The organism is Lysobacter humi (ex Lee et al. 2017) (assembly GCF_054781815.1).
In genome coordinates, this window is record NZ_BAAGTR010000001.1 from 334,974 (window position 1) to 357,074 (window position 22,101).

General features: G+C 70.7%; 18 protein-coding genes. 9 read left to right on the forward strand and 9 right to left on the reverse strand.

Annotated elements, in window-relative coordinates; all coding sequences use genetic code 11:
• Position 1: 1 nt before the first annotated feature.
• The 6 genes from ACYVJJ_RS01520 to hppD all read right to left on the reverse strand — a co-directional run bounded on the left by ACYVJJ_RS01520 (position 2) and on the right by hppD (position 6,228).
• A complete protein-coding gene (locus ACYVJJ_RS01520) occupies positions 2 to 865 on the reverse strand; it encodes an NAD-dependent epimerase/dehydratase family protein (RefSeq protein WP_460830537.1) in 864 nt (287 codons plus the stop codon).
• The gene (nhaA, locus tag ACYVJJ_RS01525) at positions 865 to 2,085 is read right to left on the reverse strand and encodes a Na+/H+ antiporter NhaA (protein ID WP_460830538.1); all 1,221 of its coding nucleotides are present in this window, start codon (positions 2,083 to 2,085) and stop codon (positions 865 to 867) included. Before nhaA ends, ACYVJJ_RS01520 begins: the two co-directional genes overlap by 1 nt.
• Positions 2,086 to 2,116: 31 nt before the next feature.
• The gene (locus ACYVJJ_RS01530) at positions 2,117 to 3,067 is read right to left on the reverse strand and encodes a sodium:calcium antiporter (RefSeq protein WP_460830540.1); all 951 of its coding nucleotides are present in this window, start codon (positions 3,065 to 3,067) and stop codon (positions 2,117 to 2,119) included.
• Positions 3,068 to 3,076: 9 nt separating this feature from the next.
• Positions 3,077 to 3,691: a lectin gene (locus tag ACYVJJ_RS01535; protein WP_460830869.1), complete on the reverse strand. Its 615-nt coding sequence runs from the start codon at positions 3,689 to 3,691 to the stop codon at positions 3,077 to 3,079.
• Positions 3,692 to 3,773: 82 nt separating this feature from the next.
• Positions 3,774 to 5,087, reverse strand: a complete 1,314-nt coding sequence (gene hmgA, locus ACYVJJ_RS01540) for a homogentisate 1,2-dioxygenase (protein WP_460830542.1) — start codon at positions 5,085 to 5,087, stop codon at positions 3,774 to 3,776.
• Positions 5,088 to 5,145: 58 nt separating this feature from the next.
• Positions 5,146 to 6,228 carry a 4-hydroxyphenylpyruvate dioxygenase gene (gene hppD / locus ACYVJJ_RS01545; RefSeq protein ID WP_460830543.1) on the reverse strand — a complete coding sequence of 361 codons (1,083 nt, stop codon included), beginning with the start codon at positions 6,226 to 6,228 and terminating at the stop codon, positions 5,146 to 5,148.
• A 100-nt stretch (positions 6,229 to 6,328) separates the two neighbouring features.
• Between hppD and ACYVJJ_RS01550 the strand changes: the two genes are divergently transcribed.
• Positions 6,329 to 6,808 carry a MarR family winged helix-turn-helix transcriptional regulator gene (locus ACYVJJ_RS01550; protein ID WP_460830544.1) on the forward strand — a complete coding sequence of 160 codons (480 nt, stop codon included), beginning with the start codon at positions 6,329 to 6,331 and terminating at the stop codon, positions 6,806 to 6,808.
• A gap of 138 nt (positions 6,809 to 6,946) precedes the next feature.
• Here the strand turns inward: ACYVJJ_RS01550 and ACYVJJ_RS01555 are convergent, their stop codons facing one another.
• Together ACYVJJ_RS01555 and ACYVJJ_RS01560 are read right to left on the reverse strand one after the other, a co-directional pair.
• On the reverse strand, positions 6,947 to 8,452 hold the full coding sequence (locus ACYVJJ_RS01555) for a peptide MFS transporter (RefSeq protein WP_460830870.1): 1,506 nt from the start codon (positions 8,450 to 8,452) through the stop codon (positions 6,947 to 6,949).
• Between the two features lie 224 nt (positions 8,453 to 8,676).
• The gene (locus ACYVJJ_RS01560) at positions 8,677 to 9,546 is read right to left on the reverse strand and encodes a tryptophan 2,3-dioxygenase (protein ID WP_460830546.1); all 870 of its coding nucleotides are present in this window, start codon (positions 9,544 to 9,546) and stop codon (positions 8,677 to 8,679) included.
• 198 nt (positions 9,547 to 9,744) lie between these two features.
• Here ACYVJJ_RS01560 and ACYVJJ_RS01565 point away from each other — a divergent pair, with 198 nt between their 5' ends.
• The 7 genes from ACYVJJ_RS01565 (at position 9,745) to ACYVJJ_RS01595 (ending at position 18,810) form a co-directional block, all read left to right on the forward strand.
• Positions 9,745 to 13,314 carry a lamin tail domain-containing protein gene (locus ACYVJJ_RS01565; RefSeq protein ID WP_460830547.1) on the forward strand — a complete coding sequence of 1,190 codons (3,570 nt, stop codon included), beginning with the start codon at positions 9,745 to 9,747 and terminating at the stop codon, positions 13,312 to 13,314.
• 182 nt (positions 13,315 to 13,496) lie between these two features.
• Positions 13,497 to 14,570, forward strand: a complete 1,074-nt coding sequence (gene pdhA, locus ACYVJJ_RS01570; RefSeq protein ID WP_460830549.1) for a pyruvate dehydrogenase (acetyl-transferring) E1 component subunit alpha — start codon at positions 13,497 to 13,499, stop codon at positions 14,568 to 14,570.
• The gene (locus ACYVJJ_RS01575; RefSeq protein WP_460830551.1) at positions 14,567 to 15,571 is read left to right on the forward strand and encodes an alpha-ketoacid dehydrogenase subunit beta; all 1,005 of its coding nucleotides are present in this window, start codon (positions 14,567 to 14,569) and stop codon (positions 15,569 to 15,571) included. Before pdhA ends, ACYVJJ_RS01575 begins: the two co-directional genes overlap by 4 nt.
• Entirely contained in the window at positions 15,571 to 15,945 is a 375-nt protein-coding gene (locus ACYVJJ_RS01580) for a cupin domain-containing protein (protein WP_460830552.1), read from the forward strand. Before ACYVJJ_RS01575 ends, ACYVJJ_RS01580 begins: the two co-directional genes overlap by 1 nt.
• A 25-nt stretch (positions 15,946 to 15,970) precedes the next feature.
• A complete protein-coding gene (locus ACYVJJ_RS01585) occupies positions 15,971 to 17,413 on the forward strand; it encodes a dihydrolipoamide acetyltransferase family protein (RefSeq protein ID WP_460830554.1) in 1,443 nt (480 codons plus the stop codon).
• A gap of 181 nt (positions 17,414 to 17,594) precedes the next feature.
• On the forward strand, positions 17,595 to 17,978 hold the full coding sequence (locus tag ACYVJJ_RS01590; RefSeq protein ID WP_460830556.1) for a VOC family protein: 384 nt from the start codon (positions 17,595 to 17,597) through the stop codon (positions 17,976 to 17,978).
• 64 nt (positions 17,979 to 18,042) lie between these two features.
• Positions 18,043 to 18,810 (forward strand): tetratricopeptide repeat protein, encoded by a 768-nt coding sequence (locus ACYVJJ_RS01595; protein ID WP_460830558.1) that lies wholly within the window; start codon positions 18,043 to 18,045, stop codon positions 18,808 to 18,810.
• A gap of 35 nt (positions 18,811 to 18,845) precedes the next feature.
• Here ACYVJJ_RS01595 and ACYVJJ_RS01600 read toward each other — a convergent pair whose 3' ends face one another.
• A complete protein-coding gene (locus ACYVJJ_RS01600; RefSeq protein WP_460830559.1) occupies positions 18,846 to 20,210 on the reverse strand; it encodes a glutamate--cysteine ligase in 1,365 nt (454 codons plus the stop codon).
• 137 nt (positions 20,211 to 20,347) lie between these two features.
• Between ACYVJJ_RS01600 and ACYVJJ_RS01605 the strand changes: the two genes are divergently transcribed.
• Positions 20,348 to 22,015, forward strand: coding sequence for a peptide ABC transporter substrate-binding protein (locus ACYVJJ_RS01605; RefSeq protein ID WP_460830560.1), 1,668 nt, complete (start codon positions 20,348 to 20,350; stop codon positions 22,013 to 22,015).
• Positions 22,016 to 22,101 lie beyond the last annotated feature (86 nt).

The following is a 22,101-nucleotide window of genomic DNA, read 5'->3' on the forward strand; positions in this document are numbered from 1 at the left end:
ATCAGCTGCGCGGCGGGAACATGCGCGCGGTCGGCTGGAAGGAACGCGGCGCGTAGCCGAAATCCTCGCGCGCCGGCGCGATGTCGAAGACGAGATCGCGTCGCATGCGCTCGACCGCGGCGTCGCCGAAGTCCGCCGCGTAACCGCGTGCCTGGGCGAGCCGCAGCACCGCGTCGAACACCGGCCCCGGCAGCTCGACCAGCCGCGCCGGCGGCTCGAGCGCCTGCAGCACCCGGCGCACCATCTCGCGGTATTCGAGCGTCTCGCCGCCGGGCAGGTCGTAGGCGCGGCCGGCGGTGACGGACTGCGCGAGGCAGGCGATGGCCGCATCGGCGAGGTCGCCCACGTGCACGGGCTGCCGGAGCCCGCGCGCGCGGCGCGGCAACGGCAGCCAGCGCGTGCGCTGCGCGATCGCGGCGAGCCGGCTGAGCGTGGCATCGCGCGCGGCGCCGTAGACGAGTGTCGGCCGCAACACGGTCGCGCCGGCGGCGCGCTGGCGCGCGGCGGTCATGAGTACGTCCTCGGCGTGCTGCAGGCGCTGCGCCACGTCGCGCTCGGCCTCGTCGACCGAATGCTGCTTGACCACCACGCTCGTCGAGCCGAACGCGACCACGCGCGCGGCCTCGACGCCGCCACGTGCGTACCATCGCGCGAACGCATCCAGCGGGCCGCAGCTGAGCACCGCATCCACGTGCCCGGGCATCGCGGGCGGTGCATCGAGATCCCCCTGCAGCCAGGCCAGACCGGGCTCGTCGGCCCGGGCGCGGCGCGACACGGCAGTCACGCGCCAGCCCTGTCGTCGCAGCCGTGCGAGCAGCGGCTCGCCGATCTGCCCCGTGGCGCCGAAGACGAGCGCGTGGCGCATCAGCGCGCCGCCGCCGGAAGTGTCGCGCGCAGCCAGCCGTAGCCGGCGACCGCCGCGACGAGCGAGGCGCCGAGGATGCCCGCCACCGCCGCGGAATAGCGCGCGGGCTCGCCGTAGGCGAGCGAGGCGATGAACAGGCTCATCGTGAACCCAATGCCGCACAGCAGGCCGAGGCCGAGGGTCGCGCGCGCATCCATGCCGTCCGGCAGCTGCGCGAGGCCCGTCGCACGCAGGCCGAGCGCCGCGCCGACGATGCCGATCGGCTTGCCAATGACGAGGCCGAGCATGACGCCGAGCGGGACCGGCGCGAGGAAGGCGGCGGGCGTCAGGCCGCCGAGCGGCAGCCCCGCATTGGCGAAGGCGAAGACCGGCAGGATCGCGTAGGCGACCCACGGGTGCAGGGCATGCTCCAGGTGCTCGAGCGGCGAGTGCTCGATCTCGTCGTCGATCGTATTGTGCGGATCGACGTGCGGGATCATCAGGCCCGTGGCCACGCCCGCGAGCGTGGCGTGCACGCCCGATTTCAGGACGCAGATCCACAGCACCGCGCCCAGGAGCAGGTAGGGCGTGAGGGCGGTGACCCCGCGGCGGTTGAGGATGACCATCGCCAGCAGCGCGGCGCTGGCCCAGCCGAGCGACGCCAGCGACAGGCCGTGCGAATAGAAGAGCGCGATGATCACGATCGCGATCAGGTCGTCCACCACCGCGATCGTCGACAGCAGCAGCTTCATTCCGGTCGGCACGCGCGAGCCGAGCAGGGCGAGCACGCCGAGGGCGAAGGCGATGTCCGTCGCCGTGGGCACCGCCCAGCCGCGGATCGCGCCGGCATCGCCGCGGTTGAAGGCGACGAAGATCAGCGCCGGCACGACCACGCCCGCGGCGGCGCAGACCATCGGCAGGATCAGCTGGTCACGGCGTGCGAGCTGCCCGCTCACCGCCTCGCGCTTGATCTCGAGCGCGACGAGCAGGAAGAAGATCGCCATCAGGCCGTCGTTGATCCACAGCAGCGACGGCTTCGCCAGGGCGAACGTACCGATCCGGATTTCGACGGGCAGCTGGCGGAAGGCCTCGTACATGCCCGACAGGGGCGAGTTCGCGCAGAGCAGCGCGAGCGCGGCCGCGCCGATCAGCACGATGCCGCCCGCCGCCTCGAGGCGGAAGAATTCGGCGAAGGCACGGACGGCGCGGGATCCGCGCGCAGCGGTGGACGCAGGCGGCATGCACCGCAGTATATCGGCGCCCGATGTCGCCTCAGGCGCGCAGCATCAGCACCTCGAAAGCGATCCAGGCGAGCAGCGCGACGAACAGCACGCCGCCTTCGGTGCGCGAGATGCGCATGTCGCCGCGCAGCATGGGCAACAGCATGGCCGAGAACACGAGCGCTGCCGGCAGCTCGTAGCGTACGAACGATGCAGGGATCGCGAGCCCGCCGCCGAGCAGGGCCATCCCGCCCAGGACCAGGCTGACGTTGACCAGGCTCGAGCCCACCACGTGGCCGGCCACGAGGTCGCCCTGCGCGCGCCGCGCGGCGCGGACCGCGGCAGCGGCTTCGGGCAGCGCGGTCGCGATGGCGACCGGCAGCAGGCCGGTGAGCAGCGGCGACAGGCCGAGCGCGGCGCCGATCGCGGGCGCCTCGCGCACGACGAGCCACGCGCCGTAGCCGAGCAGGCCCGCGGCGATCGCGAGCCGTGCCAGGTTCAGCCCGAGCACGTCGCTCGTCTGGGTGAAGGCCTCGATCTCCGCGCGCAGCTCGGGCGCCTCGTCGCGGCTGCGCGCGAGCTTGAAGGCGAGCACGCCGACGAACACCGCGACGAGAAGCACGCCCTCGATGGCGGACAGGCGCCCATCGAGCGCGAGCAGCAGCACGGCGAGCGTGATCAGCAGCAGCATCGCGAGCAGCGCCGACAGGCTGCGCCAACGCACCACGAGCGGGGCTGCGAGGGCCGCGAGCGCCAGCGTGAGCCCGACATTCACCACGTTGCTGCCGACCGCATTGCCGAGCGCGAGCTCGTCCTGGCCGCGTGACACGGCGACCGCATTGACGACGATCTCCGGGATCGAGCTCGCCAGCGCGACGAGCACCAGGCCCGTCCGGAACGGCGACCAGCCTCGCGCGCGCGCAAGACCCGACGCGCCCTTGATGAGCGAGTCGCCGCCCAGGGCGAGCAGCACGAGTCCCAGCAGGAACCAGACGATCGTCATCGCGCCTCCTCAGGCACAGCCTTCCACGTAGTCGACCTGCGGCTCCACGCCGGCACGCCAGTGCGTGACGCGGCCCTGCGCGTCCGTCTCGAAAAGGATCGCACGGCCCTTCGCGGCCGGATCGGCGATGCGCAGCTCGACGGCGCCCTCCACGTACTTGTGCGGCTCGACCGCGACGCGGCCGGGATACAGCGCTTCGATCTGCGCGCGCGTCATGCCGACCTTGCCGCCGCCTGGCGCGGCCTCGCGGTCGGTGCCGACGTCGTAGCGCACGAACTTGCCGCCCTCGAACATCAGGCCGAACCGGCCCGTGCCGTCGGCCCACTTGGGGCGCAGGTAGGCGCAGTTCTCCGGCCCGGGCTCGTCGCCGATCAGCTCGCCGCCCCAGGCGGCGCGCGCCTCGGCCGCATCCATGCCGAAGCGAAGGTCGCCGTAGCCGTCGACGCGGGCGAGCGCGTTCGGTCCGGTCGCCGGGGGCGTGGCGACGGGGGCCTGCGGTGCGGCCGTCGCCGGTGCGGGCGACGCCTCGGGTGCCGATGTCGTCGGCGCTGCGGGCACCGGCGTGGCCGCGGCGTCGGGCTCTGGGCTCTTCGTGCACGCAGCGAGCGCGAGGAGCGGGATCAGCAGGGCGGCAGGTCGCATCGCATCGTCCGTGGCGGCAGTGGAGCCGCAGCCTACCGGGTGGTCGTGAACCCGTCGCGAAGCGTCAGTTGCCCGGGAAGTGCTTGCGCAAGCCCGCCCAGCAGGCCTGGTAGTCGCGCTGGCGATGCGCCGCGTCGACGGCCTGCCGCGTGGGGCGGATCACGTGGCGCGCCTCGAACATGAAGGCCATCGTCCCGGTGATGACGTCGGGCTGGGACAGGTCCGCGCCCGACGCCTTGTCGAACGTCGCGGCATCCGGCCCGTGGCCGGTCATGCAGTTGTGCAGCGATGCGCCGCCCGGCGCGAAGCCTTCGGCCTTGGCGTCGTAGACGCCATGGATCAGGCCCATGAACTCGCTCGCGACGTTGCGGTGGAACCACGGCGGGCGGAACGTGTCCTGGGCGACGAGCCAGCGCGGCGGGAAGATCACGAAATCCATGTTGCCCACCCCCGGCGTGTCGGACGGGCTGGTGAGCACCAGGAAGATCGACGGGTCGGGATGGTCGAAGGAGATCGAGCCGATCGTGTTGAAGCGGCGCAGGTCGTACCTGTACGGCGCATGCGAGCCATGCCAGCCGACGACGTCGATCGGCGAGTGGCCGATGGAGGCGCGCCACAGGTGCCCCTGGAACTTGGCGACGAGCTCGAAGTCGCCTTCGACGTCCTCGAACGCGGCATTGGGCGCTTCGAAGTCGCGCGGATTGGCCAGGCCGTTGGAGCCGATCGGGCCGAGGTCGGGCAGGCGCAGGTGCGCGCCGAAGTTCTCGCAGACGTAGCCCCGTGCGGCGCCGTCGGGCAACTTCACCGCGAAGCGGATCCCGCGCGGGATCAGCGCGATCTCCTGTGGCTCGACCTCCAGCACGCCGCATTCGGTCTCGATGTGCAGCCGGCCCTGCTGCGGCACGATCAGCAGCTCGCCGTCGGCGTCGTAGAACCAGCGGCCGTCCATGTCGGCGTTCGCCGCATAGAGGTGCACGCCGATGCCCGCGCCGTGGCAGGCGCCCCCGTTGCCGGCCATCGTGAACAACCCATCGAGGAAGTCGACGCGCGCGCCTTCGCCCGGCATCGGCAGCGGGCTCCAGCGCATCTGGTCGGGGCTCACGGGGCCGGTGTCGAAGTCGTTGTGGAACGTCGTCGCGGCGCGACCTTCGTAGCGCGCGAAGGGGCCGTGCATCGCCGCCGGCCGGATCCGGTAGAACCAGCTGCGGCGGTTCTCCGCACGCGGCGCGGTGAAGGCCGTGCCGGAAATCTGTTCCGCGTACAGGCCGTGCGCCACGCGCTGCGGCGAATTGCGGCCGATCGGCAGCGTTCCGGGCAGCGCCTCGGTGGCGAACTCGTTGCCGAAGCCGGACTGGTAGCCGGTGCTCTGGATCGTCATCGGTGTGTCCTGATGCGAAAGGCCCCTGCATGCAGGGGCCGGTGGATCGCGTATCGGCTTACAGCACGCCGCGCTTCATCTGGTCGCGCTCGATCGATTCGAACAGCGCCTGGAAGTTGCCCTCGCCGAAACCTTCATTCCCCTTGCGCTGGATGATCTCGAAGAAGATCGGGCCGAACGCGTTCTGCGTGAAGATCTGCAGCAGCTTGCGCTGCTTGGTCTCCGGGTCGGCATCGATCAGGATCGCGTTGCGGCGCAGGCGCTCGACGTCCTCGCCGTGGTTCGGCACGCGCTGGTCGATCACGTCGAAATAGGTGTCGGGCGTGTCGAGGAACTGGATGTCGCGCGCGCGCATCGCTTCGATCGTCGAATAGATGTCGTCGGTGAACAGCGCGATGTGCTGGATGCCCTCGCCGTTGTAGGCGCGCAGGTACTCGTTGATCTGGCTCTTCTCGTCAGACGACTCGTTGAGCGGAATGCGCACGATGCCGTCCGGCGCGGTCATCGCCTTCGACAGCAGGCCGGTCTTGGCGCCCTTGATGTCGAAGTAGCGGATCTCACGGAAGTTGAACAGGCGCTCGTAGTAGTCCGACCACGTCTGCATGTTCCCCTGGAACACGTTGTGCGTGAGGTGGTCGATGAAGGTCAGGCCGAAGCCGACCGGGTGGCGGTCCACGCCGTCGAAGAAGGCGTAGTCGCCGTACGGGTCGCTGCCGTCCTCGATCAGGTAGAGCATGCAGTCGCCGATGCCCTTGATCGCCGGTGCGTTCACGACACCGGTCTCGGGCCTGAAGTCGGCCTTCGCGCCGCCGTTGCCGAGCACGTGCTCGAGCACCTCGTTCGCCGGCTTGCCGAAGCGGATCGCGAAACCCGACGCCGACGGGCCGTGCTTGGCGGCGAAGTCCGAGCCGAACGAGTCGGGCTGCTCGTTGAGCAGGAAGTTGATGCCGCCCTGGCGGAACAGGGTGACGGCACGCTCGCGATGCTTCGCCACGGCGGTGAAGCCCAGGCGCTCGAGGTAGTCGCGCATCATCGGGCCCTGGCCCTCGGGAGCGGCGAATTCGACGAACTCGAAGCCGTTGATCCCCATCGGGTTCTCGAACGTGGTGACCTGCATGCCGAGGTTGGGCTGGGCGTTCATGGGGGCTCTCGCGGAAGGCATTGGGGAGGGCGCCGGGCTTGCGGCGCGTCGCCGAGGCTTTATAGTTTCAGATGAAACTACTTGCAAGGCGCGCCGCAGCATGAGCCCCGATCCGCAGGCGTCCCCGTCGCTCGACCTCGAGCATTTCCTGCCCTACCGGCTGTCGGTGCTGAGCAACCGGGTGAGCGGCGCGATCGCGCGGGTGTATTCCGAGCGCTTCGGACTGGGCGTGACCGAATGGCGCGTGATGGCGGTGCTCGGTCGCTACCCGGACCTCTCGGCCGGAGAGGTCGCACAGCGCACGGCGATGGACAAGGTGGCCGTGAGCCGCGCGGTGTCGGGCCTCGTCGATGCGGGACGCGTGGAGCGCGAGACGCACGGCGACGACCGGCGCCGCTCGGTGCTGCGCCTGACCGCGGACGGCCATGCGATCCACGACGCCGTCGCCCCGCTCGCGCTCGCCTTCGAGCGTCGCCTGCTGGAGGGGATGGCGGCCGACGAGCGCGAGGTGCTGTTCCGTCTGCTGGACCGGCTCGACGAGCTCGAGCTGCAGGCCGAGGCGGATCTCGCGGGCAGCTGACACCAGTGCGCCCGCATGCCGTGGCGTAAGCCGTCCACGTCGACGGGCACACCCGCGCACGCGCGTCACCCCCGCCATGCACGCGACCAAAAAAGAAGGCGGCCCGCAGGCCGCCTTCTTCGCATCACGTCGACGCGCTTATTTCACGCCGTGCATCAGGCGCTGGATGAGCGGCGCGATCAGGAACAGCAGCACGCCCGGGATCACCAGGGCCCAGAAGCCGAAGGTGTAGCCCGACAGCGCCGACTGCGTGGTCATGCCGCCCTCGCCACTGACGTGGCCGGCGAAGATGCCCGAGAGGTTGTTGCCGATCGCGGTCGAGAGGAACCAGCCGCCCATCCCGAGGCCGACCAGGCGCACCGGCGCGAGCTTGGTCACCATCGACAGGCCGATCGGCGACAGGCAGAGCTCGCCCACCGACTGGATCACGTAGACCATGAAAAGCGTCCAGAACGGGATCTTGCCGGCGTCGTCGATGAGGCTGCCGAGCGCGAACATGAGCAGCAGGAAGGCGAGGCCGTTGAACACGAGGCCCAGGCCGAACTTGCGCGGGATCGACGGATTCGCGCGGCCCAGGCGCACCCACAGCCAGGCCATGATCGGCGCAAACACGATGATCGCGACCGAGTTGACCGACTGGAACCAAGCCACCGGCCACGTCCAGTCACCGAACGTGCGGTCGACGATCTTCTCGGCGAGGAAGGTGAAGGAGCTGCCCGCCTGCTCGAAGAACATCCAGAACAGGATATTGAAGGCGAAGATGATCAGCATGGCGATCACCTTGTCGCGTGCCACGGCACCGTTGCGCAGGCCCTCGGCGATCAGCATGAACGCGAGGCCGGCGAACAGCGCCATCAGAATCCACTGCAGCGTCTGCGCGCCCAGCGTCAGCAGGAAGAACACCAGCGGGATCGCGAGCGCGCCACCGACAGCCGTCATCCAGACGCGGCCCATGCCCTCCGCGCCCGCGGGCGGCAGGCCGATGCCCTTGAGCTGCGCGCGGCCGACGTAGAACCAGACCAGGCTGATGAGCATGCCGATACCGGCGGCGATGAACACGACCTTGTAGGCCGGCATCGTCTCGGTACCGAACACCTGCTGCGCGAGGAACTGCGTGAGCAGCGGTGCGAGCATCGCACCGAGGTTGATGCCCATGTAGAAGATCGTGAAGCCCGAGTCGCGGCGCTCGTCGCCGACCGAATAGAGCTTGCCGACCATCGTCGAGATGTTCGGCTTGAACAGGCCGTTGCCCACCACGATCGTCGCCAGGCCGAGCTTGAAGATGTTCTCGTCCGGCATGGCGATCATGAACAGGCCGGCGGCCATGAACACCGCACCCAGCAGGATCGATCGCTGGTAACCGATCACCTTGTCGGCGATGTAGCCGCCGAAGATCGCCGTCGCGTAGACCAGTGCGAGGTAGGCACCGTAGATGAAACCGGCCGGCTGCTCACCCGACGGATCGCCGCCATGGAACTGCGCGACGATGTACAGCACGAGTGCCCAGCGGATGCCGTAGAACGCGAAGCGCTCCCAGAACTCCGACATGAAGAGCATCCACAGCGGGCGCGGATGGCCCATCACCTGCGGGAAGTCGGGCGGCTGGGGCGGCGTTCCGCCCGGGCCGTGCAGCGGCGGGCCCATGGGCTCGGCGGCGTTGGGTACTTGCGCACTCATTCGGTGGTTCCTGGATGTCTTGCGTGGGAATGTCGCCGCGTCCATACGGCGGGACGGGTCGGCGTACAGCCGCCCGAGAATGTCCGAACGCCGCGCACGGCGTCAAACAGAAGCGGCGTGCTGCAATGCAGCAACAGACAGGAACCGTGCACCTGCGCACCCGCTTCGGTGCAGCCATGGTCCCGGCTCGCTCAGCCCGACGACGGCTCCAGCCCGACCCGCGTCCGCACCTCGAACAGCTCGGGGAAGAACGTCAGCTCCAGCGCCTGCTTGAGGAAGCCCACGCCCGACGAGCCGCCGGTGCCGCGCTTGAAGCCGATGATCCGCATGACGGTCCGCATGTGCCGGAATCGCCAGAGCTGGAACTGCGTCTCGAGGTCGACGAGGTCCTCGCAGAGCTGGTAGGCGGCCCAGTGCGTCGACGGGTCCTCGTAGATCCGTTCGAAGACGGGCAGCAACGCCGGATCGGAGACGTGCGCCACCGACCAGTCGCGCTCGAGGTGCGCCGGTGGCACCGCATGGCCATGGCGGGCGAGGAAGCGCAGCGCCTCGTCGTACAGGCTCGGCCCGCGCAGCGCGGCCTCGAGCTCGGCGTGGCCGGCAGGATCGTGCTCGAAGACGCGCAGCATGGCCGCGTTCTTGTTGCCCAGCAGGAATTCGATCGTGCGGTACTGCAGCGACTGGAACCCCGACGACGGCCCGAGGATGTCGCGGAACTTCATGTAGTCGGCCGGGGTGAGCGTCTCCAGCACGCTCCACATCTCGGTGAGCTGGCGCAGGATCGCCTTCACCCGGGCGAAGACCTTCTGGCAGGCCCCGATGTCGTCCGCATGCAGGAAGCCGACGCCCGCGCGCAGCTCGTGGATCATCAGCTTCATCCACAGCTCGCTGACCTGGTGCTGGATCACGAACAGCAGTTCGTCGTGTTGCGGCGGATCCGAGAGCGGGCGCTGGGCCGAGAGCAGCGTGTCGAGCTGGAGATAACCGCCGTACGTGAGCCGGCCGGACAGATCGGCATGGATACCGCTCTCCAGCGGGCGCTGGTTGTTCTCGACGCTCATGGCTCGTCCTGCTGACCGGCCGCATAGGCTAGCCCACGGCGACCGGCGTCACACTTCGGAAACGCAATCGCGGCACAATCCCGGCCGCCGCGTACGGCCGCCACGGGGGCGGAGGCGCGGGCCGACGGGGGTCGGCGCCGGGGTCGCCCGGTCGTCCGGATGCCTTGCGGGCACCGGCCATCTTCCGGGGAACCCAGCATGAATCGCACTTCGCAGCGGGTCGCGGCGCTCAGCCTCGCGATCGCCGCCAGCCTCGCCGGCACCGCACAGGCCCAGGTCGTCATCAGCCAGGTGTATGGCGGCGGTGGCAACCAGGGCGCCGCGTTCCAGCACGACTTCGTCGAGTTGCACAATACCGGCGACACGCCCGTCGCGCTCGCCGGCCTGTCGCTGCAGTACGCCGCGACCACAGGCACCAACTGGAGCGCGTTCGCGCTGGGCGGCTCGATTCCCGCGGGCGGCTACTACCTCGTCCGACTGGCGGGCAACGCAAGCTCCCCGGCTGCACCGATCACCGATTTCGATGCCAGTGGTGGGCTCAACCTCGCCGGCGCGGCCGGCAAGATCGCCCTCGTGCGCGCCACGACGGCGCTGACGGCGGGCACCGCCTGCCCCTCGCCCGCGATCGCCGTCGACATCGTCGGTTTCGGCACCGGCACGACGGGCTGCGCCGAGACGCGCCCCACGGGGAATCTCTCCAACACCCTCGCCGCGCGCCGCCTGCAGGACGGCTGCCAGGACACCGGGATCAATGCCACGGACTTCGAGATCGTCGCACCCGCGCCGCGCAGCAGCCGCACGGCACCGCGCATCTGCGGCTCGACCGAAGTCGTGCTGCGCATCGCCGACGAAGGCATGAGCGAGGAGGATGCGGGCGAGATGGGCCTGCCGCTGCGGGTCACGCTCTCGCGCCCTGCGGGCCCCGGCGGCGTGCGCTTCCGCATCAGCACGGCCGACGGCACCGCGACCGCCGCCGACGGCGACTATATCCCGCTCGCGGGCGTGGAAGGGCTGATCCCGGCCGGTGCCGATGAAGCCGAGGTGCGCGTGCTCGTGCGCGGCGACCTCAATCCCGAGCCTGACGAAACGTTCGAGGTGCGCCTGGCCGACGTGACCGGCGCGCGCGTCGAGGACGGCGTCGCCACCGCCATCATCATCAATGACGACTTCGAGCTCGTCGGCATCGGGCAGGTCCAAGGCGGCGACGCACGCTCGCCCTGGGAGGGTGCGGTCGTCGCGACCCGCGGGGTCGTGACCGCCCGCCGCGCGAACGGCTTCTACATCCAGAGCCGCGACATCGAGGCCGACACGACGGACGAGACGTCCGAAGGCCTGTTCGTCTTCACGCGAACCGCGCCGCCTGCATTCGTGCAGCCTGGTCGCTGGGTGGTCGCGCGGGGCTCGGTCGTCGAATACGTGCCTTCGACCGACCCCGGCCAGGCGCCGCTCACCGAACTCGGCGGCGACGTGCTCGTCGCGCCGGTCGACGAGGCAACGTATCCCCTGCCCGCACCCGTTGTGCTCACGCCGACCTTCCCCGACCCCACCGGCCCGCTCGACCAGCTCGAGCGCGTCGAGGGCATGCGCGTGACCGTGCCGGACTTCGTGGTCACCGCGCCCACCGGCGGCTTCACCGACGAGCGCAATGCCACGGGGGGCAGCAACGGCGTCTTCCACGGCACCGTGGCCGGCGTCGCACGCCCGTTCCGCGAGCCGGGCATCCAGGCACCGGATGCGCCGCCCGCCGGCGCGATGCCTCCGATCCCGCGCTGGGACTTCAATCCCGAGCTGATCAGCGTCGACAGCGATGCGCTCGGCGCGCCGCGTCTGGATGTCCCGACCGGCACACGCATCGCCGACCTCACCGGTCCGCTCGACTACGCGTTCCGCCGCTACACGATCCTTCCCGACAGTACCGGCACGGTCACGCCCGGCATGACGCCGCACGCGGCGAAGTCGCTGCCGGACGACGCGTTCACCGTCGCGGCCTACAACCTCGAGCGCTTCTTCGACGAGTCCAACGATCCTTCGGTCGGCGAGCCCGTGCTCACCGCCGCGGCGTTCGAGCGCCGCCTCGCCAAGGCGTCGATGGGCATCCGCGACTCGCTGCGCATGCCGGACATCCTCGGCATCGTGGAAATGGAGAACCTCGACGTGCTGCAGCGCCTCGCGGCACGCGTGGGCAACGATGCCGTCGCTGCCGGCCAGGACGATCCGCGCTACGCCGCCTTCCTCGTCGAGGGCAACGACGTCGGCGGCATCGACGTCGGCTTCCTGGTCAAGACCGCCGACACCGGGGCCGGCACGCCGCGCGTGGAGGTCCGCAGCGTCCAGCAGATCGGCAAGGACACCACGTGGACGAGCCCGGGCGGTGACGTCGAGCTGCTCAACGACCGACCGCCGCTGCTGCTCGATGCGGTCGTGCACTACGCCGATGGCCGCGCGTTCCCGCTCAACGTCGTGATCGTGCACCAGCGTTCGCTCAATGGCTCCGACGAGACGGGCGCGGGCGGTGAGCGCGTGCGCGCCAAGCGCCAGCGCCAGGCCGAGTTCCTCGCGGCCTTCCTCGATGCGCGCCAGAAGTCGGCGCCGGACGTGCGACTCGTCGTACTGGGCGACTTCAATGCCTTCGAGTTCAACGACGGCCTCGCGCACACCATGGGCACGATCACCGGCGAGCCCGCGGCCAACGAGGCGACCGCCGTCGCGGGCGACGGTGCCGACCTCGTCGAGCCGAACCTCGTCAACCTCGGCTCGCTCGAGCCGCAGGCCGAACGCTATTCGTTCGTCTTCGGCGGCAATGCGCAGACCCTCGACCACGTGCTGGTCAACGAGAACATGGTCGTCGCCACGCGCCATGCCTCGCTCGACCATGCGCGCATCAATGCGGACTTCCCGGAGACGAACCGCAGCCTCGGCGACAGCCCGTCGCGCCTGGCCGACCACGATCCGGTGGTGGCCTACTTCGTGCCGCGCCGCATCGCCGACCTCGCCGTCGACGCGCAGGCGACCGAGGCCCGCACCGGCGGCACGCTGCGCTTCGACGTCGCGCTGCGCAACCTCGGCGCGGAGCAGGCCGATCGCCCGGCGATCGGCTTCGACCTCGACGCCGAACTGCCGGAGCTGACGATCGCCGCGCCGGCCGGCTGGGGCTGCGATGTGCCGCAGGCCGCAGGCGGCCGCACCGTGGCGACCTGCTCGACGACCCGGCTCGCGGATGACGCAACGGCGGCATTCAGCCTGTCGACCCCCGTGGCTGGCGGCCTGCTCGATCGCACGATCCTGCTGACCAGCGCCGCCGAGGCCGAGTCAATCGATCCGCAGCCTGCGAACAATGCCGCCACGGCACAGGCCACGGTCGTCTCGCAGGCGGACCTCGCCGCCGGCCTCACCGGTCCGGACAAGCAACTGCGCCGCGGCGCGACCGGCAGCTACCGCGCGAGCATCACCAATGCCGGGCCCGACCTCGCGGTCGAGCCGATGCTCGAGGTGACGGGCGAGGCGCCTGCCGCGGGCGTCGCGTTCGTCGCGCCGGCGGGCTGGACGTGCACGGTCGTGACCGCCGATGGCGGCTTCCGCGGGACCTGCGTCGGCGCCTCGCTCGCCGCGGGCACGACACAGGCGTTCGACCTGCGCGTCACCGCGCCGCTGCGCCGCGGCCAGCCGCACTTCACGGTGCGGGCCGCCGTGGCCTCGCGCAGTACCGACGCGGTCGCCGGCAACGACGCGGCGACGCACCACGTGGTGCTGACCGGCCCCGTGAAGTGACGGACACGGGCGCCGGCCTTGCCGGCGCCCTGTCGCTTCAAGCACTTGCAATGCGGTAACGCGGGACAGGCGCGGCTCCGGCCGCGCCTTTTCGTTGGTGCGATGCCGCACCGCGCAATGCCGCTTAACAACCGCACGGCTAGAATCGCGGGTTCTTACGCCGCATCCGGATGCCTCACGCGATGACGCTCGCCGCGAGTTTCGAGATCGAATACCTGCAGTACCTCGGCCCGGACGGCACGCCCGTTGCCGAGATCCCCGAAGCCTTCCGCGACGCCTCCGCGTTGCTGCCGCTGTTCAAGCAGATGCTCTACGTGCGCACCTTCGACGCGAAGGCGATCGCGCTGCAGCGCACCGGCAAGCTCGGCACCTATGCCGCCTGCCTCGGCCACGAGGCCACGCACGTCGGCATCGGCGCCTCGATGCGCCCCGAGGACGTCTTCGCCCCCAGCTACCGCGAATACGGCGCGCAGTTCATGCGCGGCGTGCGCCCGCGCGACGTGCTGATGTACTGGGGCGGCGACGAGCGCGGCAACGACTTCCCCGAGGCGCGCAACGACTACCCCTGGTGCGTGCCGATCTCCACGCAGTGCCTGATGGCCTCGGGCGCCGCGCTCGCGTTCAAGCTGCGCAAGGAGCCGCGCGTGGCGGTGGCCTGCTGTGGCGACGGCGGCTCGTCGAAGACCGACTTCTACGCCGGCCTCAACGCCTCCGGTGCCTTCACCTCGCCGCTCGTGCTGTGCGTGATCAACAACGGCTGGGCGATCTCCGTGCCGCGCGGCGCGCAGACCGGTGCCAAGACGCTCGCCCAGAAGGGCCTCGCCGGCGGCCTGTACTGCCTGCAGGTGGACGGCAACGACCTCATCGCCGTGCTCGAGGCCATGCGCCGCGCCACCGAGCGTGCGCGCAGCGGCCAGGGCGGCTCCGTCATCGAGTTCATGACCTACCGCCTGCACGACCACACCACCGCCGACGACGCCCGCCGCTACCGCGGCGAGCAGGAGGTCAAGGACGCCTGGACGCGCGAGCCGTTCATCCGCCTGCGCAAGTACCTCGTCGACCAGAAGCTCTGGGACGAGGCGCAGGAGAAGGCCTGGATCGAGGAATGCGGCAAGCAGGTCGACGTCGAGATCAACGCCTACCTCGAGACGCCCGTGCAGCCGGTGGAAGCGATGTTCGACTACCTCTACGCCGAGTTGCCGGAGGACCTCCGCGCACAACGCGATTTCGCCATCGCGCAGGAGGGCCGTCGATGAACGCCCAGGTCAAGCCCACCGAGAACGCGATCACCCTCATCGAGGCGATCACCCAGGCGCTCGCCTACGAGATGCGCAACGACCCCACCGTGCTGGTGCTGGGCGAGGACGTCGGCGTCAACGGCGGCGTGTTCCGCGCCACCGCCGGCCTGCATGCGCAGTTCGGCTCCGAGCGCGTGATCGACACGCCGCTTGACGAGACGACGATCGCCGGCCTCACCGTCGGCCTCGCCTCGCAGGGCATGAAGCCCGTCGCCGAGGCGCAGTTCGACGGCTTCATGTACCCGATGGTCGACTTCATCGTCTGCCACGCCGCGCGCATGCGCTACCGCACGCGCGGTCGCCTGACCTGCCCGATGGTGCTGCGCGTGCCGTGGGGCGGTGGCATCCGCGCGCCGGAGCACCACTCCGAGGCCAACGAGGCGATCTTCACCAACGTCCCCGGCCTGCGCGTGGTGATGCCGAGCTCGCCGCAACGTGCCTACGGCATGCTGCTGTCGGCGATCCGCGATCCGGACCCGGTGATCTTCTTCGAGCCCAAGCGCATCTACCGTCAGTACAAGGAAGTGGTTCTAGATGACGGCGAGGCGCTGCCGCTCGACGTCTGCTACGTGCTGCGCGACGGCACCGACATCACGCTGGTGACGTGGGGCGCGCAGGTCAAGGAGACGCTCGAGGCCGCCGAGAAGCTCGCCGGCGAAGGCATCAGCGCCGAGGTCATCGACGTCGCCACCCTGCGCCCGCTCGACTTCGCGACGATCGCCGAGTCGGTCGCCCGCACCGGCCGCTGCGTGATCGTGCACGAGGCCCCGAAGACCGCGGGCTTCGGCGCCGAGATCGCCGCGCGCCTGGCGGAGGAATCGATGTTCGACCTGGTCGCGCCGGTCGAGCGCGTCACCGGCTACGACACGCACATCCCGCTGTTCCGGCTGGAAATGAAGTACCTGCCGAGCGTCGACCGCATCGTCGCCGCGGCCAAGCGCGCGATGGCCGCGGGCTGATGCCGACGCCGAAGGGCGAAGCGATCCGTCTGGCCGACAACCTCGGGGGGATCGCATCGCCTTGGTCGCCCCACGTGGTGGCCGAGATGAACGACGTGCAGTTCAAACTGGTGAAGCTGCAGGGCGAGTTCGTCTGGCATGCGCACGAAGACACCGACGAGGTCTTCCTCGTCGTGCACGGCGAGATGCAGGTCGGCTACCGCGATCGCGACGTCACCGTGCGGGCCGGCGAGATGATCGTCGTCCCGCGCGGCGTCGAGCACATCACCCGCGCGTCGGCCGAATGCCACGCGCTGATCATCGAACCCCGTGGCGTGGTCAACACGGGTGACACGCACACCGACCTGACGGCGGCGAACGACGTCTGGGTCTGATCCCCTACAGGAACGAGCACACCGCATGAGCACCCAGAAGACCTTCCTGCTTCCCGACCTCGGTGAGGGCCTGCCGGACGCGACCATCGTCGAGTGGTACGTCAAGGAAGGCGACACGATCCGCCTGGACGACAACCTCGTCTCGATGGAGACCGCCAAGGCGGTGGTCGACGTGCCTTCGCCGGTCTCGGGCAAGGTGCTGAAGCTCGCCGGCGGGCCGGGCGACATCGTGGTTACCGGCACGATGCTGGCGGTGTTCGAGATGGATCCGTCGATGCCGCAGCGCGCCGAAGGCCAGGACACCGGCCACCACCACGGCGGCGGTGGCACGACGCATCACGGCCCGGTCAGCGACCACTCGGTGGGCGCGGACGATCCGGCGCCGGACGACCGCGTGATCGCCTCGGACGAGGGCGGCGCACTCGAGACCGGCGGCACGGCACCGGCGAAGGCCGAGCGCAGCGACGCCGGCACCGTGGTCGGCGCGATGCAGAGCTCGGACGCCGTGCGCAGCGAGCAGGCCTCGGCCATCGGCGGCGTCAAGGCGATGCCCGCGGTGCGTGCGATGGCGCGCAAGCTCGGCGTCGACATCACCCGCGTGCGCGCCACCGGCGCCGACGGCGTGGTGACGATGCAGGACGTCAAGAACGCGGCGGCCGACGGCTCTGCGAAGGCCGGCCAGGGGGGTGGCACCCCGCGTGCGGCCGATCGCACGGCCGCCGTCGCGCCGCAGCCCCGGCAGCCGTCGCAGGCGCCGCAGCCGGCCCAGCGCAGCACCATGTCGCAGTCCGGCAAGCCGATGCGCACGCAGCCGCCGGGCGTGCAGGCCAGCGGCCAGCCCGAGCAGCTCAAGGGCGTGCGACGCAACATGGCGCGCGTGATGGCCGATGCGCATTCGAAGGTGGTGCCGACCACGCTCGTCGACGATGCCGACCTGCATGCCTGGCTCGGCAAGCAGGACATCACTGCACGCCTGGTGCGCGCGATCGTCGCCGCCTGCAAGGCCGTACCGGCGCTCAATGCCTGGTTCGATGGCGACGCGCTGACCCGCACGATGCATCCGCACGTCGATATCGGCATCGCGGTCGACACCGACGACGGCCTGTTCGTGCCTGCGCTGCGCAATGCCGACATGCTCGACGGCGGCGGCATCCGCCAGGCCATCCAGCGCCTGCGCGCGCAGGTCGAGGACCGCACGATCCCGCCGGGCGAACTCGCCGGCTACACGATCTCGCTGTCGAACTTCGGCATGTTCGCCGGCCGCTATGCGACGCCCGTCGTGGTGCCGCCGTGCGTGGCGATCGTCGGCGCGGGCAAGCTGTCGCACGACGTCGTTGCCGTGATGGGCGGCATCGAGGTGCACCGCCGCATGCCGATCTCGCTCACCTTCGACCACCGCGCCTGCACCGGCGGCGAGGCCGCGCGCTTCCTCAAGGCGCTGCTCGACGACATGGCGCTGCCGCAGTAACGCGCTGACCCGCCCCACCGCGACGGCGCAGGCTCACGGGCCTGCGCCGTCGTCGTTTCGGCTTCCATGATTCGCGACGGCGAGCACCCTGCGGTCGTCGAGGACGGGCCCCGGGGGTCCACGACGCACCGGCATCCCCCTGGCGGCTACGCTCGGGGCTCCCTCGCATGGAGCGCCCGTCATGGCCCACCGCAGCCGCCTCGCCGGCTTCATCATCGACTGCGACACGCCCGATCTCGATGCCGCCGCACGCTTCTGGAGCGGTGCGCTCGGGCTCGAGATCGTGGACCCGGACTCCGGCGGGACCGGCCGCTATGCCGAATTCGGCGGCGCGCCGGGGAACCTGCACGTGGAGGTGCAAAGGGTCGAGCACGCCTCGCGCGTGCACCTCGACATCGAGGCCGACGACATCGACGCTGAGGCCGATCGCCTCGAGAAGCTCGGCGCACGCCGCATCGCCTTCGTGCAGCGCTGGTGGGTGATGGAGGCACCGACCGGGCAGCGCTTCTGCTTGGTGCGCATGCGCGAGGACGCGGGGCGAGGACCGGCGAACCACTGGGACTAGCGCCTCGCTGACCGCACCGCGGGCCCGGCGTATCCTCCGCGGTGGGGAATCACGGGGAACCGCCATGCCGTACGTCGGCCTGGGACTGCACGTCCTGATCGCGCTCTACTTCGCCACGCACGCCGTCCGCAGCGGCCAGGACCGCTACTGGCTGATGATCCTGTTCGCCTTTCCGGGGCTCGGAAGCCTGGTCTATGCCTTGACCATCTGGCTGCCGCAGGCGCGCCACGCGCCCGAGGTGCGTGCGGCCGCGCGCGGCGTGCAGCGCATCCTCGATCCCGACCGCGAACTGCGCCTGGCGCAGGAGGCCTTCGACGAGTCGCCGACGCTCGCGCACCGCCTGCGCCTGGGCGACGCCCTGCTCGCGAAGACCCGGCCCGCCGAGGCCGCGATGCACTTCGAGGCCGCGGTGCGCGGCCCGCACGGCGACGAGCCGGACATCCAGGTGCGCCTCGCCGAGGCCTGGCTCGCGACCGGTCGCGCGTCCGAGGCACGCCGTCTGCTCGACGATGTGATCGCGCGGCATCCGACGTTCCGCTCGCCGCGCGGGCATCTGATCTACGCACGCGCCGTCGCGGCGGAAGGCGACCGCGAGAAGGCCCGGCTGGAGTTCGATGCGCTCACCGGCTACAGCGGCGATCTCGACGTGCATGCCGAGTACGCGCGCACGCTCGTGCTCTGGGGCGATACCGCGCAGGCTCGCGAGGTCTGCGAGAAGGCGCTTGCGCGGTTGAAGAAGTTGCCCGCCTACCAGCGCCGTCTCTACCGCGACTCGGCGACGAGCATGCGCCGGCTGCTCGCGGAGACACGCCGCGAGACCGCCGTCGCCTGATCCGCGCAGGCTCGCCGCGGGCTGCGTCGAGTCCGCTAGTACGCGAATTCCTGGAACACCGGCTCCACGCGGCCATTCCAGGCACTGTGGAACAGCTCGAGCTTGCGCTCGGCGGGCGTGGTGCCGCTCTCGACGATCTCCATCAGCGGCGCGAGGAAAATCGATTCGTCCACGCCGTTCGCATTGAGGCGCGCGCGACGCTGCAGCCCCGCGGCGGCGATCTTCAGCGACTCTCGCGCCAGGTCGAGCACCGAGCCGCCGCGGAACGGCAGCTTGAGCGCGTGCTTCGGCACGCCATCGCGCAGCGCGTGGCGCTCGTCCAAAGTGAAGTCGCGCACGAGGTCCCATGCGGCGTCGAGCGCCGCATCGTCGTAGAGCAGGCCGACCCAGTAGGCCGGCAGTGCGCAGATGCGGTTCCACGGGCCGGAATCGGCGCCGCGCATCTCAAGGTACTTCTTGAGCCGCACCTCCGGGAAGGCCGTCGTCGAATGGTCGGCCCAGTCCTTCAGCGTCGGGCGGGAACCCGGGCGCGCGGGCAGCTTTCCGTCCATGTAGTCGCGGAACGACTGCCCGCTCGCATCGATATACGTACCGTCGCGGTAGACGAAGTACATCGGCACGTCGAGCAGGTAGTCGGTATAGCGCTCGTAGCCGAAGCCGTCCTCGAAGACGAAGTCGAGCAGGCCGGTGCGGTCGCCGTCGGTGTCCGTCCAGATGTGCGAGCGGTAGGAGAGATAGCCGTTCGGCGCGCCTTCCGTGAACGGCGAGTCGGCGAACAGCGCGGTCGCGATCGGCTGCAGCGCGAGGGAGACGCGGAACTTCTTGACCATGTCGGCCTCGGAGCCGACGTCGAGGTTGACCTGCACGGTGCAGGTGCGCGTCATCATGTCCAGGCCGAGGGATCCGACCTTGGGCATGTACTCGCGCATGATCTTGTAGCGCCCCTTGGGCATCCACGGCATCTCGTCGCGGCGCCACTTCGGCTGGAAGCCCATGCCGAGGAAGCCCAGGCCCATCGGCTCGGCGACGGCGCGTACTTCCTTCAGGTGCGTTCCGGTCTCGCGGCAGGTCTCGTGGAGCGTCGCGAGCGGCGCGCCGGAGAGCTCGAGCTGGCCCGCGGGCTCCAGCGATACGGACGCATCGTCCTTGGTCAGCGCGATGACGCGGCCCTTCTCCTCGACGGGCGCCCAGCCGAACTGCACGAGCCCCTTGAGCAGCGCCTCGATGCCACGTTCGCCGTCGAACGTCGGGGCGGCGAGGTCATCGGTGCGGTAGCCGAACTTCTCGTGCTCGGTGCCGATGCGCCAGTCCTCGCGCGGCCGGATCCCGGACTCGAGGTATTCGACGAGCTGCGCGCGCGACTCGATCTCGACGTCGACCACCTGGCTGGGACCGGACACGCGCACCTCGACACGGATCCCGCGGGGCGCGGGAGGGCCGCCAGTCTAGCGGGCCGCCCGCGGCGCGCTCGTGCCAGCGGCGGGCGTCAGCGTTGCGCCGGCGGCACGCGCCGCCGGGCCCGCCCTAGAATGCGGCGATGTCCCTGTGCCTTCCGTTCCTGCGGCCCCGCCTGCTGGCCGCGGCCCTGCTGCTGTCCACGCCGCTCGCGCAGGCGACGACGCTCGAGCGCGGCAACGGGCCAGAGCCGTCGACGCTGGATGCGCACAAGTGCCAGGAGGTCGCCTGCGGCAACGTGCTGCGCGACCTCTACGAGGGCCTCGTCACCGAGGACGCGCGCGGCCGCATCGTGCCGGGCATGGCGACGCACTGGTCGATGTCGTCCGACGGCCGCACGTGGACGTTCCACCTGCGCGAGGGCCTGCGCTGGAGCGACGGGACGGCCCTCGACGCGCCGCAGATCGTAGCCAGCTTCCAACGCGCGTTCGCACCCGCCACGGCCGCGCCCTTCGGCGAGCTGTTCGATGCGCTGGCCGGCGCGACCGACGTGCAGGCGGGCCGGGCGCCGCCGGCGCGCCTCGGCGTGGCCGCGCCGGATGCGCGCACCGTCGTCTTCCGCCTGACGCGCGCGGCCGACCTGCCTGCCCTGCTCACGCTGCCGATCGCCTTTCCGGTGCACCTGCCGTCGGTGCGGCGCTTCGGCGCCGAGCACACGCGTCCGGGGCGACTCGTCGGCAACGGCGCTTACCGCCTGATCGCATGGACGCCACAGGCGAACCTCCTCGTCGAGCGCAATCCGCTTTTCCATGGCGCGCGCGGCGTCGCGATCGAACGCGTCCGCTTCCACGTGACCGAAGACGCCGCCGCCGAGCTGCAGCGCTTCGCCGCCGGCGACCTGCACATCACGGAAGTCGTGCCGCCGCAGCCGCTCGACCGGCTGCGCGCCCGCTTCGGCACGCAGCTCCGCCTTTCGCCGTACCTCGGCGCGTTCTGGCTCGGGCTCAACACCACGCAGCCGCCGCTCCGCGACGGCGGCTGCGTGGCCGTCGCGCGGCGCGCACCGCCGGATTCACCCACGCCGCATCGTGCGTCCTGCATCGACCGCGGCCATGCGCTGCGCCGTGCGCTCGCGCTCGCCGTCGATCGCGACGTGCTCGTGCGGCATGTCACCGGCTTCGGCGAGGCGCCGGCCTATGGGGTGGTGCCGCCGGGCATCACCGGCTATCGCCCGGCACGCACGACGTGGGCCGGGCTCACGCAGTCGCAGCGCGATGCCCGTGCCCGCACGCTCTATCGTGCCGCCGGCTACGACGCCCGACGCCCGCTGGAGATCGAGCTTCGCTACAACACGTCCACGCCGCATCGCCGCCTCGCGCTCGCGGTGGCCGCGATGTGGCGCGACGTACTCGGCGTGCGCGTGCGGCTGCGCAACGAGGAATGGAAGGTGTTCGTCGGCAACCGCAAGCAGCGCGTGATCACGCAGGTCTTCCGCGGCGGCTGGATCGCCGACGTGCCGGATGCGCACAACTTCCTCGCCGCCTTCGGCAGTGGTGGGCCGCTCGACTGGACAGGCCTGCAGGATCCGGGCTTCCGCGAGCGTCTGGCGCGTGCCGATGCTGCGCGCAGCCCTGCGGCACGCGCGGCATGGCTGCATGCCGCGGAGACGCGCCTGCTGCAGAGCGATGCGGTGATCCCGCTGTACTTCTACACGTCCAAGCACCTCGTCGCGCCGCAGGTGCGCGGCTTCGAGGCGAACGCGCTCGACCGTCACGCGAGCCGCTGGATGCGGCTGGAGCCGGCGCGATGACGACACGGCGGGCATCACGCGCGTACGACGGATCACCGTTCGGCACCCTCGCCGCGAAGCGGCATCGCGCCATGCCCTGCACGCGG